The sequence below is a fragment of the Solibacillus sp. GQ1 genome, from assembly GCF_059758555.1.
The window spans coordinates 1,252,614-1,266,163 of record NZ_JCAXEX010000001.1; the positions used below are offsets into that span (position 1 = coordinate 1,252,614).

A 13,550-nucleotide genomic window follows, 5' to 3' on the forward strand; every position below is an offset into this window, starting at 1 on the left:
TTTCAACGATTACTTGTATGAAGGCAGGGGGAGAGCTCATGGAACGACACTATATTTTTACTTTAGGGGATGCACTAATTACATTTAATCCAGTGACTACAGGTCCGTTACGCTATGTTAATTCCTTTGAGCGCAAGTTAGGCGGGGCCGAGCTGAATTTTGCCATTGGCTGTGCCAGATTAGGGCTTCCCGTTAAGTGGATGAGCCGATTAGGCGGGGATGAATTTTCGAAATATATTTATAACACAGTGCGCGGTGAAGGCATCAATATGGAATATGTGGAGCATGTTTCCGGCTATCCGACTTCGCTGAATTTTAAAGAAATATTGGAAAACGGCTCCGGAAAGACGTTTTACTACCGGTATCAGTCACCGATTTTAACAATGACCGAAGAGGATATCGAGGAATCGATGTTTGATGACATAGCGTATGTTCATCTGACGGGCGTATTTCTGGCAATTGCACCTCAAAACCTGCAAATTGCATTGGCTATTTTACGCATCGCAAAAGCAAAAGGTATTCCGGTTTCTTTTGACCCGAATATCCGTTTGAAACTTTGGACATTGGAGCAAGCAAGGGCTGTCTATTTTGAGATTTTCCCGTATGTCGACATTTTATTGACCGGGCTGGACGAAATCGAAATGATTATCGGTACTCAGCCATTTGAGCAGTTTGCCGCACAGTATAACATTTCCGAACTCGTCATTAAGGACGGTGCAAATGGATCGAAAGCTTATGTAGACAGACAATGGCATATAGCGGAACCGTTTCAAGTTAAACCTGTCGATACGGTAGGTGCTGGTGACGGCTATGATGCAGCATATATTTTCGGGGTGATGAAAAACTATGATGTGACCGAGCGTCTGCGCATGGCGAATGCTGTTGGTGCAATGGTGACAACGGTAAAGGGTGACAATGAAGGTTTGCCTGAATACACAGATGTGGAAGTGTTTTTAGGACAGAAAACGCTAGTTGAAAGGTAAGGGTCTTATGAAAAAATATGAAGTGATTCACCAACTGAAAGAACATAAAATTGTAGCGGTCATTCGCGGAAGTTCGGTTCAGGAAGCGACAGAAATTATTCAAGGTGCTGTACAAGGAGGAATTCGCCTTATAGAGCTTACATATACAACACCATTTGTTCAGGGAGTATTTGAGAAAATCCGTTCTTTAGATGCAATCATAGGAGCTGGAACCGTATTAGATTCGGAAACGGCAAGACATGCCATTTTATGTGGTGCGAAATTTATTGTCAGCCCGAGCTTTAATGCGGACATCGCGAAATTATGCAACCGCTACGGCATACCCTATTTACCAGGGTGTATGACTTTAAATGAAATAGTAACCGCATTGGAAGCGGGCTGTGACATCGTAAAACTTTTCCCGGCGAACCATTTCTCACCCGGCTTTATCCGTACGGTGAATGGGCCGTTGCCTCATGTGGAAATTATGCCGACAGGCGGGATTAACGCCAACAATATGCAGGAGTGGCTCGATGCAGGTGCTGTCGCTGTAGGGATCGGCAGTGATTTAACGAAGGCCTATGCGACAGGTGGAATAGATGCTGTCGTAGCTGCAAGTCAGGAATATTGCAGGAAGCTGTAAGCAGAGTTTGGTTGACAGTTAGTTCACTCCTCATATTCTCCATTTAAAACGTCAAAACCTTTTATCAATGATTGGTTTTGACGTTTTATTATTTATTCTTAAACACCCACAAACCGTCTACAGTTAGTCAATAAAAAATTAATATTAAGAATCCGATATAACGAGTGGTAAAAGTGTAATTAATAACCAATAACGGGAGCGCATTAATTTTATTTTATCAGTATAATATTTCCATATGCATACATAACGAGTCTGCACAATGTTATACAAGAAATAAAATGAAGCAGGAGGCTGTTTATGAAAACGATGTTGCAGTTACCTTTCCAATTAAAAAGCTTTTTGGAATTGGGTGATGCTGTACTGATTACAGACAGTGATCATATTATTTTAGCTGTTAATGATACATATGAAGAGGTAACAGGCTTTGAAAGAAATAAAATCATCGGTGTGAAAGCGGGCTTTATTAAATCGAACCTTACGAGTAAAGAAACGTATCGGTCAATGAAAGATTCATTAAAGCAGCATATCCCTTGGTCAGGAATTTTTGTGAATCGAAAGAAATCCAGGGAACTTTGGCATTCATCTATTACCATTACGCCTTTCAAAATTGAGGATGAATGGTTTTATATAGGAGTTTTTCGCGCGTTAGAACAGCTGGAAGAGGGCTTATACTTATCGGAAGACAAGATGATAGAAGTGCAGAGAGAGCTGTTGAAAGTGCTGGCCATCTCCTGTGAAATCCGTGATCCCGGAACGGAAGAGCATTTACTAAGAGTTCAGGCATTGACGGAAAAACTTCTGAAGGCACACAATGAGAAAAACAACCTTCAATTAGAATCTAATTATATGAACAATGTGATTCATTCCAGCATACTGCATGACATCGGAAAAGCGGGTATGCCAGAAGGGATTTTATATAAACCGGGTGCATTGTCCATTTATGAAAGAAAAATAATCGAGATGCATCCGTTGACAGGGGCAGACATTCTTAACAAAATGTCGAAGGAAATCAATTATGATTTTATAAAAAGTATGGAAGTGGCAGAAAATATTATTTTGTATCACCATGAAAAATGGGATGGAACGGGCTACCCATTCCAGTTAAAAGGCGAGCAGATTCCACTTGAAGCAAGAGTCGTATCAATCGTCGATGTGTTTGATGCGTTAACGACGCGCAGACCGTATAAAGATTCCTGGCCTGAAGAAAAAGCATTGGCATTTATTGAGGATAACAAAGGTAAACATTTTGATCCGTTAATTGCGGAAACGTTTATCAGCCTGTTTTAAATATGAGTCCGGTATTACACCGGACTCATTAATTTTAAGATGAAATTTATTAATAGTGGTGCTAACATATTAGAAGTTCTCGGCAGCTTATTAGAAGACCTCGACCACTTATTTGAACATCGGCGACTTATATTAGAAGATCGGTGTTTTATTAGAACCTTTTCGGGTTTATTAGAACATCTCACCACTTTATTAGAAACATAGTAAGTAAATAGTAGTGAAAGGGGAGGAAAACAAAAAACCAGTCCCCGGTATGGTTACCGGAAACTGGCCGTTTCTCCTTCATAATAAATTAAGCCGTTTTCTTAATCTGCAACGCCATCGCTGCACCGAAGAATTCATAATGAATTTTCTCAGCAGGTACACCCAGCTCAACTAAGTATTGGATTACAGTTTCCATGAATACTGTTGGACCACATACATACACTTCTGTACCAGGCACCAGGAATTCCTCGATTTGCGCTTTTGTAATATAGCCGTCTAAATCTGAATATACCGCTTTATATTTACCGTCTGTCGCTGCAACGTTTTCTTCGATTGTTTCTTTAAATGCCGCTACATTTTCATTGCGTGCACATTGGATAAATGATGCTTGGCGGCCTTCAATTGTTTTTAGCATCCCTTGTAATGGTGTTACACCAACACCACCGCTGATGAATAGAACTGGGCTATCATTTTCCACTAATGTGAATACACCTGCAGGAGCACTAACATCCACTTTTGTACCGATTTCTGCTTTGTGCAGGAAGTTTGAAACAATTCCGTTTGGTGTTACATCATCTTCACGTTTTACAGAAATGCGGAAATAATCTTCCGAACCGTCTGTTAATGTATATTGGCGGTTCATTAAGTATTGTTCACCAGGTACTTGTGTGCGCAATGTAATGAATTGTCCAGCTTTGAATGGAGGCAGTTTCTCGCCGTTAACTGGTTTTAAGTAGAATGATTTTACTGCTTCGCTTTCTTCCACAACTTCTGCAATTGTAAATTCTTTGAATGCGCGCCAGCCTCCAGCATTTTCTGTTGCTGTGTATAAATCTTCTTCAACAGAAATGAATACATCTGCAATAACTCCGTAAGCTTTACCCCAAGCGTCGATAATTTCATCTGTCGCCGCATCTCCTAGAACTTCTTTGATCGCTTCTAATAAATACTTGCCGACAATCGGATAATGCTCCGGTAAAATGCCTAAACTTACATGTTTATGGGCAATTTGAACAACAGCCGGAACGATTGCCTCCAAGTGATCGATGTGAACTGCTGCTGCATAAACCGTGTTTGCTAAAGCTGTTTGCTGACGATCTTTCTTTTGGTTTGTATGGTTAAAAATATTTAATAATTCAGGGTTTTCTCTGAAAAGGTTTGAATAGAAAGTTTTAGTAATTGCTAATCCGTGTACCTCCAATACAGGTACTGTTGATTTAATAATATTAATTGTTTGTTGTGCTAACATATAGTGCACGTCCCCTCGAAATTGGTTTGTTTATTTCTTGCACCATCAATATACTGCTAAAAAAAACTTAAAGCAATATTAAAAATACATCTTTAACAGATCTGTCACAAAGATATATCAAAAATACACCTTTAACAAAATGGACACAAAACATTATAATGAATTCATCGATAAACATAAGCCGTTCTATTCGAACATTTTATTTAAAATGTTATACTTAAGTTGAAGAAAGATGGTGAACAGCGTGCGGTTAACAGTATATACAGATTATTCTTTACGTACGCTCATGTATTTAGGTGTACGGGGCAGAGAAAATTTAGTTACGATTCAAGAAATTGCAGATGCGTATCAGATTTCCAAAAACCATTTAATGAAAGTAACCCATGATTTAGGGAAACATGGCTATATTGAAACGATTCGCGGACGCGGTGGCGGCATTCGTCTGGCACTTGAACCTGAACAAATCAATATCGGTGATGTTGTCCGTAAAACAGAAGATGACTTTCACCTTGTAGAATGTTTCAATCCGGAAGGAAACCTTTGTAAAATATCACCGGAGTGCAGGCTGAAATTTGCTTTACAGGAAGCATTAAAAGCGTATTTGGCTGTGCTTGATACCTATACATTGGCGGATGTGCTCGTATCGAAAGACATTTTAAGTGAATTATTCGGCATTACCCAAACTAGTAAATAATCATTTACTAGTTTTTATATACATAAAAATAAACGGATAAAGAGGGAAGCTATGAAAAAGACAGTTTTTATTACAGGTGCGACAAGCGGTATTGGACGCATCATTACAGAATTGCTTGTAAAAGAAGGTCATACTGTTTATGCAACCGGCAGAAATGACAGTGCCATTAACTATTTAAATGGGATAGGAGCGGTCGCCTTTAAAGCGGATTTAAGAATTCCATCTCATATAGATGAAGTCGTATCGCAACTACCACCAATCGACATCGCCATTTTAAACGCCGGACTGGGCTATTTTGAAAGTGCAGTTGACTTGGCAGACCAGGAAATCGACCAGATGCTCGATGTAAATGTTCGTGCGCCGATTTACTTGGCGAAGCGTTTGGCACCGGCAATGATTGAAAGAAAGAATGGTCATTTTATCTTTGTCGGCTCACAGGCAGGCAAGGTCGCTACGAAAAAAGCGAGTGTTTATGCAGCGAGTAAACATGCAATTACCGGTTTTGTGAATGGCCTTCGTCTGGAGCTGGCGGAATACAATATACACGTTACCGGAATTTATCCGGGACCGATTGATACACCGTTTATTCAAAAAGCCGATGCAACGAACGCTTATAAAGAAGCAATCGGGAAATTTCTGTTACCGGCTGAAAAAGTCGCGAAAGAAGTTGTCCATGCAATCGAGAAGCGTCCGCGCGAAGTGAATCTGCCTCGTATTATGAGTGTAACGAGTAAATTATATGCGGTAGCGCCAGCACTTGTAGAATTTGTCGGCAAAGGATTCTTTAATAAGAAGTAAGTGTGAGAGCATTCGATTTTTAATCATAAAAATTGAAATGCTCTCTTTTGAAATCTGCTGCAATTAATAGCATATTTATGCATGAACGAGAGCTTGTGAAAACTTCCGGAATGAATGTTTTTAGATTGTATCAAAAAGTGAAAAAATTTATATAAATGCAGTTGCGTTTATTTTTATAACGTGTTACTATTCGTGTATAAACTATTAATTCAATGTATAAACATACATCATTTGGGGGCAATTAACATGGCGAACAAGAAAGTCGTATTAGCATATTCAGGTGGTCTTGATACATCAGTAGCAATTCCGTGGTTAAAAGAACAAGGTTGGGACGTAATCGCAGTATGTCTTGATGTTGGTGAAGGTAAGGACTTAGAATTTATCCGTAACAAGGCACTTCAAGTAGGTGCTGTTGAATCATATATGATCGATGCAAAAGATGAGTTTGCAGAAGACTTTGCATTAATCTCATTACAAGGACACACTTGGTATGAGCAAAAATATCCATTAGTTTCTGCATTATCTCGTCCATTAATTTCTAAAAAATTAGTAGAAATCGCAAATGAAACAAATGCCGATGCAGTAGCACACGGTTGTACTGGTAAAGGAAATGACCAAGTACGTTTTGAAGTATCAATTAAAGCATTAAATCCGGATCTTGAAGTATTAGCACCTGTACGTGAGTGGGGCTGGAGCCGTGACGAAGAAATCGAATATGCAGCAAAACACGGTGTTCCAATTCCTGCAACACTCGATTCACCATTCTCGATTGACCAAAACCTATGGGGCCGTGCAAACGAAGCTGGCGTAATGGAAGATCCTTGGGTTGCACCACCAGAAGAAGCATACGGTTTAACGGTTTCATTGGAAGAAGCACCAGATACACCGGAATACGTTGAAATCGAATTTATTGAAGGAAAACCTGTTTCAATTAACGGAATTCAAATGAAACTAGCAGATTTAATTCAAGAATTAAATAAAATTGCCGGTGAACACGGTATCGGCCGTATCGACCACGTTGAAAACCGTCTAGTTGGTATTAAATCTCGTGAAGTATACGAAATTCCAGGTGCGAAAGTGTTATTAACAGCGCATAAAGAATTAGAAGATATTACATTAGTAAAAGAATTGGCGCATTTCAAACCAATCATTGAACAAAAACTATCTGAAATTATCTATAACGGTCTTTGGTTCAACCCGATCCGTACAGCTCTAGAAGCGTTCTTAAAAGAAACGCAAAAGTATGTAAACGGAACAGTTCGCGTAAAACTTTACAAAGGTCATGCGATTGTTGAAGGACGTAAATCTCCAAATTCTCTATACTCTGAAGAATTGGCGACATATTCTAAACATGACCAATTCAACCACGCTTCAGCTGTAGGCTTTATCGAATTATGGGGTATGCCAACAGTTGTAGCATCAGAAGTAGCAAAAAGCACAAAACAAACAGTAAATAAATAATTAGATATACGGTTAATGAAGTGAGCGATTCGGAACCCGAGTCGCTTCTTCTATTATGAGGAACAAAAGTTGAGGAGTGAAACTACTATGGCAAAATTATGGGGCGGTCGTTTCCAAAAGTCTGCAGAAAGCTGGGTTGACGAGTTCGGGGCATCGATTGGCTTTGATCAGCAGTTAGTATTGGAAGATATTGAAGGATCTGTAGCGCATGTCACAATGCTTGGAGCACAAAATATTTTACCAAAAGAAGATGTCGAGAAAATTCTGGATGGTCTGGCACAATTAAAAGTAAAAGCCGAAGCAGGTGAACTGGAGTTTTCAGTTTCAAATGAAGACATCCATTTAAATCTTGAGAAAATGCTGATTGATCTGATCGGTCCTGTTGGCGGGAAGCTGCATACAGGGCGCTCACGTAATGACCAAGTCGCAACAGATATGCACTTGTTTTTGAAGAAACGCGTACCTGAAGTGATCGGTTTAATCGAACATTTCCAAAAAACGATTATCGAACAGGCGGAGCAGAATGTGGATACGATTGCACCTGGCTACACGCATTTACAGCGTGCGCAGCCGATTAGTTTTGCCCACCATTTAATGGTGTACTTCTGGCAGCTGCAACGTGATAAAGAGCGTTTTACAGAATCGATAAAACGCATTGATATTTTACCGTTAGGTGCCGGCGCGATGGCAGGTACAACATTCCCGATCGACCGCTTAAAATCGGCAGAACTGCTTGGATTTGCGGAAGTGTATGCCAATTCTATGGATGCGGTAAGTGACCGTGACTTTATCGTCGAATTTTTATCGAATTCAGCATTATTAATGACACACTTATCACGTTTTGCGGAAGAAATCATTATTTGGTCTACGGATGAATTTAAATTTATCGAGCTGGATGATGCATTCTCAACGGGTTCATCCATTATGCCACAAAAGAAAAACCCGGATATGGCGGAACTGATCCGCGGGAAAACAGGCCGTGCTTACGGGAACTTGATGGGGCTGTTAACAGTTTTAAAAGGTACGCCGTTAACATATAACAAAGACATGCAGGAAGATAAAGAAGGCATGTTCGATACGATGGAAACGGTATTAGGCTCACTGAAAATCTTCGAAGGTATGGTTCGTACGATGACGGTCAATAAAGCGCGTCTACACAGTGCAGTACATTCAGACTTTTCGAATGCAACAGAGCTTGCGGATTATTTGGCGACAAAAGGAATGCCGTTCCGTGAAGCGCATGAAGTAACAGGGAAGCTTGTATTTACATGTATCCAGCAAGGAATCTACCTACTGGATTTGCCATTGGAAGAAATGCAGAAAGAATCTGCATTAATTGAAGAAGATATTTATGCAGTACTTGCACCGGAAGCTGCTGTGAGCCGACGTAATTCATTGGGCGGCACAGGTTTTGAGCAAGTGGCACTTCAAATCCAAAATGCGAAACAGCTATTAGTTTAACAATGGATGTCCTGTAAAAATTTTTACAGGGCATTTTTGTTCCTTTTTTTGGTACTTTTACTTAGTCAATTTCAAAATTAGCAGTATAATAATAGGTAACTTAAAAAGAAAGGTGTCTTTTTATGACGAATGCGAAGACTTCACAAACATGGGTGCTTACGTTATTTGCACTTGGCGTATTTATGGCGGCACTCGATAATGGAATCATCAGTGCAGCTCTCACTACGATCAACAGCTCGTTCAATGTTGAAGCAAACTGGGGAGCTTGGGGTGTCACGTTGTATACTCTTGGCTTGGCAATCAGTGTTCCGATCGTAGGGAAACTTTCGGACCGTTATGGACGAAAAAAACTGTTTATTGTTGAAATTGCATTGTTTGGTCTAGGTTCACTGCTCGTTGCACTAAGCCCGAACTTTACGTTTTATTTAATTTCCCGCTTTATCCAGGCGATGGGCGGAGGCGGTATTTTTATTATCGGTACTTCGTATGTCGTGAGTACACTGCCAGCAGAAAAGCAGGGGAAAGCATTAGGATTACTTGGCGGGATGAATGGGGTTGCAGCTGTTTTAGGTCCGAATATCGGAAGTGTCATTTTGGATCTGACAGGCAGCTGGCATTGGCTGTTTTTAATTAATGTGCCAATCGCAATTTTCCTTGTCATCATGGGTTTTCTCAAACTGGAAGAAACGAAAGACGCAGCACCCGGCAAGCTTGATATGACGGGTACGGTCCTACTTTCTGTCGCTATTTTAGGGATTATGTACGGACTGACAAATATTGAGGGCATCAACTTCTTTAGCTCTCTTATCGAACCAACAGTATATCCGTATTTGCTAGCTGGCATTATCGTACTTATTATCCTTTATTTCTATGAAACACGTCTTGAACGCCGTGGAGGGGACCCGATTTTACCGGTGGCATTAATGCGTCAGCCGACTTATTTACTGACATTGCTGCTAGGTCTTCTTTCAGGTGCGATGCTTGCGGCAATGATTTTCATTCCGGCCTTTTCAGAACAAGTATTGGGCATTAAATCCGAGCATGCCGGGTACTGGATGACACCACTTGCACTAGCTGCAGGTATCGGGGCAGCGGTTGGCGGTATTTTAGTTGATAAGCGTGGTCCGGTTTTAGCAGTACTGTTTTCAGGTCTCGTTGCTGCAATTGGCTTTTTCCTGTTCCCGACATGGATTGATGCCAAATGGCAGTTTGTTATTGCATCCGTAATTGGCGGTGTAGGCATGGGAGTTCTTCTAGGAGCACCACTGAACATATTGGCGACGGAAAAACTCGAAGCAAATAAAGGGACTGCTCTAGCGTCATTATCGTTAATCCGAACAATCGGGATGACGATTGCGCCGACAATATATGCAGGATTTATCGCACGCGGATTCAGCGAAATCCCATCGATTTTTAAAAACGATTTTCAAGGGATTCTGCAGCAAAATGTACAACAGGCGAATTTATCGGAACAGGCAACTGCGGAACTTGCTCAAGTGGGCAGTCAGTTCGCGGCGGGCGGTCAGTTTTCCGAAGACCAAATGATGACTGTCGTCCAAAATATTCAGGATCCGACATTAAAGGAAGTCATTTTGAATTCTGTCAATGAAGTAACAGTCATGGCGGCACAAAACGGCTATGGCGGCTTGTTTTACTCGGCAGTTGTCATTGCCATCTGTATTTTTGCAGTTGGTTTGATTTTAAAACCGATTCGAAAAAAATCACTGGAAATTTAAAAAAAGTGTTTTAGGTTGAACGATTTGGGGTAATTTATCTTTAGACTCATGCAAAGCTTGTGTGGGTGTGAAGTCTCTCCCCCAATAGTAGACTTACAAAAAGTGCCCTTTTGCGCATAAAAGGGCATTTTTTGTTGTCTGAAAGCGATGCATTTGTTTTCCGGTAGCCTTAAATTAGAATATTCACAATGTTTTGCGTTATAATTAGCAGCAACAACATGAAACTTTTCATCAAAATTTACGTAAATACTAGTAATACATAGAATGGAGGAATCGAACATGGCTGAAAATCCATTATTTGATGATTTAAATAAACGAGCTGAGCAAGAGCCGGCACCAACGACTGATATAGTCGAACAACCACAAAAACAACTTGTTTCGGAACAGGAGCTTTCTCAAATCCGTCAGCGTCAGGAACAATTAAAACAACAGCCGCAAGTTCAGCAGCTTGCAGAAAAAATTGACGTGAAAAACCAAATCGCGGTTCTCGAATTCGGTAAAGAAACGGCTCAGGGCATTTCAACGTTTTCAGATCGTATGCTTGCAACAATTAAACAAAGCAATTTGGAAAAATCAACTACATTACTAAACAATTTAAATAAAATTATGGACCGCTTTGATCCCCAGGATTTCCAGGAGGAGCAGAAAAAAGGCTTCCTGAAAAAACTGTTTTCAAAAAGCAAGGAGCAATTGGAGCGCATTTTATCTAAATACGACACGTTGAACAAAGAAGTCGATGTCGTTTATAACGAAATTCAGAAGTATGAAGTGGAAATGAAACAAAACACGGTGCAGCTGGAACAAATGTATGATGAGAACTTAAACTACTTCCATACGTTAAGCGAGCATATTGCGGCAATCGATATTAAAGTAAATGATTTACGACAGCAACTGCCGGCATTGTCAGCGAAAGCGGATTCCGGTGACCATGAAGCAATTATGGAGCTTGAAACGGTTACACGCGGAATCGAGTTACTGGAGCAACGAGGCTACGATCTTGAAATGGCACAGCAAGTTTCATTCCAGTCAGCGCCGCAAATTCGTTTAATGCAGCAAGGGAACAACCATTTGATCGGAAAAATCAACTCGGCATTCGTGACGACAATTCCGATTTTCAAACAAGGTCTGATCCATGCCGTTACAATGCAGCGACAAAAGCTTGTTTCCGATTCGATGGCTGAACTGGACCGTCGAACAAATGAAATGCTTGTACGAAACGCGGAAAATGTGCGACAAAATTCAGTGAACATTGCGCGTCAGGCAGGCAGTCCGAGCATCAAAGTCGAAACGATCGAAACAACGTGGAAAACGATCATTTCCGGTATTGAAGAAACAAAACAAATTCAGGCAGAAACAGTGCGCAATCGTGAAGAAGGTCGTAAGCGTATTGAACAATTACAACTTGAATATGAAAAATTAAAGAGCATGTAATCAATACATTATTCTTACAGGCATCGAGCAACCATTGCTCGATGCCTTTTATCATTTTTCGGAACGCCCTTTACTTTTTTTAAAATGCCAAGCTTTTAATATTTTCAATTATAGGAGGGTTGGGGGGCTGCCATCTATTGTGGCATACACCTAATATTCGATAAATATATATTCAAAAATACGAATTAACATTCAATTTAAAAGCTTGTTATATTAGGCAAATAAGCGGTCTAAAATTTCCTCTTGGTGATTAATTAGGGGTGAATTTGGTGAAATTGGGTAAATAACAACAAAAGAAGATTTACACAAGTATTGCCATGAGGGAAGGGAAGACAAAGATGGAAAAGAACTTAATGAAAATCGACGAATTTCTTAAAATGCCTAAAAGTGTTATACGCAGAGCAAATGAACGGGACGTATTGAGTATAAAGAATGAACTGCTGATATTAATGAATGAAAAAAGCGATATGTATGATAAGGCGCATATCCGAAAATTAATTAATGAAATACAATTTTTAAATGTGTTTGTAGTAAAGGATGATTTTGATAAAACCGTATTTTCCTACGAACCCCCAAAGTACGCATCACCCCGCGTAACGATTAAAGAAAGTGGCTGGATCGAGCTAATCAAATAATAAGTACTATATTCCCGACAATGGAATCATGATAAAATTTTATTATGATTAGAACGTTGGAAGAAGGTAGTAGTTGTGGAACGATTGAAAGGCATAGCGATGATAATAGTAGGCTCGATGTTTTGGGGGGCTACCGGTCCGATGATGGAATGGCTCCTGCAAAATACAGCGATGACCGCCGAATTTATGCTTGCTGTAAGGTTAATGATTGCAGGCATCTTAATACTTGGCATTGCAGCTATGCAGAAAAAATTGGTATTCTCCATTTGGAAAAACCGGAACCATTCCGTACAATTACTTGTTTTCAGTGTAATCGGAATGGTAGGGTTACAATTTACGTTTGTAAAGTCAATTGAAGTGAGCAATGCGATAATTGCAACACTATTGCAGTTTTTAGCGCCCATCTTCATCGTCATCTATACATCGGTTATTGGGAAGGTTCTTCCTCCACGCAGTCAACTAATCGGTATTTGCGGTACGCTTTTCGGGCTGTTTCTATTGCTGACAAATGGCTCGGTTTCTGGGTTACTTGTAAGCAATGAAGCGCTTGTATGGGGGCTGCTGTTAGGATTTACGTATGCATTTTATACACTGTATCCTGCTCGGTTAATGGCTGAAGTAGGGGTAATCATTATAATCGGCTGGGGTATGATCATAGGCGGGCTTATATTTTCGGTAACGGGACAGCTTTGGGAACCGGAGCAATGGCTGTTGCTGCTGGATCCGGTAAATGTAGTCATCATTATTGCTACTGGCATTTTGGGATCCTTCGCCTATATTTTATTTTTAACAAGCCTGAAATACATATCACCAGTTGAAACGAGTATTTTATCGAGTTTCGAACCGTTGACGGCAATGGCGATTTCCGTTGTCTGGCTCGGTGCGACATTGTATAACTGGCAGTATGTCGGTATTTTATTAATGCTAGTATTTGTCGCCTATTTATCAATTGCCGGGAGCAAAAAGTCTCCCACTTCGAATGTCTAAGT

12 protein-coding genes are annotated in these 13,550 nt (G+C 40.3%); 11 read left to right on the top strand and 1 reads right to left on the bottom strand.

Translation table 11 applies throughout. The features are described from left to right. Positions 1-38: 38 nt before the first annotated feature. The 3 genes from AC6CH1_RS06145 to AC6CH1_RS06155 all read left to right on the top strand — a co-directional run bounded on the left by AC6CH1_RS06145 (position 39) and on the right by AC6CH1_RS06155 (position 2,892). Positions 39-983: a sugar kinase gene (locus tag AC6CH1_RS06145; protein ID WP_251688210.1), complete on the top strand. Its 945-nt coding sequence runs from the start codon at positions 39-41 to the stop codon at positions 981-983. Positions 984-990: 7 nt separating this feature from the next. Then, a complete protein-coding gene (locus AC6CH1_RS06150; protein WP_427710147.1) occupies positions 991-1,605 on the top strand; it encodes a bifunctional 2-keto-4-hydroxyglutarate aldolase/2-keto-3-deoxy-6-phosphogluconate aldolase in 615 nt (204 codons plus the stop codon). Positions 1,606-1,902: 297 nt separating this feature from the next. Next, a complete protein-coding gene (locus AC6CH1_RS06155; RefSeq protein ID WP_427710145.1) occupies positions 1,903-2,892 on the top strand; it encodes an HD domain-containing phosphohydrolase in 990 nt (329 codons plus the stop codon). Positions 2,893-3,184: 292 nt separating this feature from the next. On the opposite strand, the gene hmpA is transcribed toward AC6CH1_RS06155, so the two are convergent. Continuing rightward, positions 3,185-4,345 (bottom strand): NO-inducible flavohemoprotein, encoded by a 1,161-nt coding sequence (gene hmpA / locus AC6CH1_RS06160; RefSeq protein WP_498316632.1) that lies wholly within the window; start codon positions 4,343-4,345, stop codon positions 3,185-3,187. Positions 4,346-4,589: 244 nt separating this feature from the next. On the opposite strand from hmpA, the gene AC6CH1_RS06165 reads away from it, so the two are divergent. From AC6CH1_RS06165 to AC6CH1_RS06200, 8 genes are all read left to right on the top strand, one after another. Further along, positions 4,590-5,039, top strand: a complete 450-nt coding sequence (locus AC6CH1_RS06165; protein WP_251688202.1) for an RrF2 family transcriptional regulator — start codon at positions 4,590-4,592, stop codon at positions 5,037-5,039. Between the two features lie 51 nt (positions 5,040-5,090). Then, positions 5,091-5,837, top strand: coding sequence for an SDR family NAD(P)-dependent oxidoreductase (locus AC6CH1_RS06170; RefSeq protein WP_498316634.1), 747 nt, complete (start codon positions 5,091-5,093; stop codon positions 5,835-5,837). 246 nt (positions 5,838-6,083) lie between these two features. After that, the gene (locus tag AC6CH1_RS06175) at positions 6,084-7,298 is read left to right on the top strand and encodes an argininosuccinate synthase (protein WP_251688197.1); all 1,215 of its coding nucleotides are present in this window, start codon (positions 6,084-6,086) and stop codon (positions 7,296-7,298) included. A gap of 87 nt (positions 7,299-7,385) precedes the next feature. Beyond that, positions 7,386-8,759: an argininosuccinate lyase gene (gene argH / locus AC6CH1_RS06180; protein WP_251688195.1), complete on the top strand. Its 1,374-nt coding sequence runs from the start codon at positions 7,386-7,388 to the stop codon at positions 8,757-8,759. A 122-nt stretch (positions 8,760-8,881) separates the two neighbouring features. Continuing rightward, entirely contained in the window at positions 8,882-10,495 is a 1,614-nt protein-coding gene (locus AC6CH1_RS06185) for an MFS transporter (RefSeq protein ID WP_498316635.1), read from the top strand. A gap of 279 nt (positions 10,496-10,774) precedes the next feature. After that, positions 10,775-11,926 carry a toxic anion resistance protein gene (locus tag AC6CH1_RS06190; RefSeq protein ID WP_498316636.1) on the top strand — a complete coding sequence of 384 codons (1,152 nt, stop codon included), beginning with the start codon at positions 10,775-10,777 and terminating at the stop codon, positions 11,924-11,926. 338 nt (positions 11,927-12,264) lie between these two features. Continuing rightward, positions 12,265-12,561 carry a hypothetical protein gene (locus AC6CH1_RS06195; protein WP_079526514.1) on the top strand — a complete coding sequence of 99 codons (297 nt, stop codon included), beginning with the start codon at positions 12,265-12,267 and terminating at the stop codon, positions 12,559-12,561. A 75-nt stretch (positions 12,562-12,636) separates the two neighbouring features. After that, complete coding sequence (locus AC6CH1_RS06200) at positions 12,637-13,548, top strand: DMT family transporter (protein ID WP_498316637.1); 912 nt, start codon at positions 12,637-12,639, stop codon at positions 13,546-13,548. Positions 13,549-13,550: the final 2 nt, after the last annotated feature.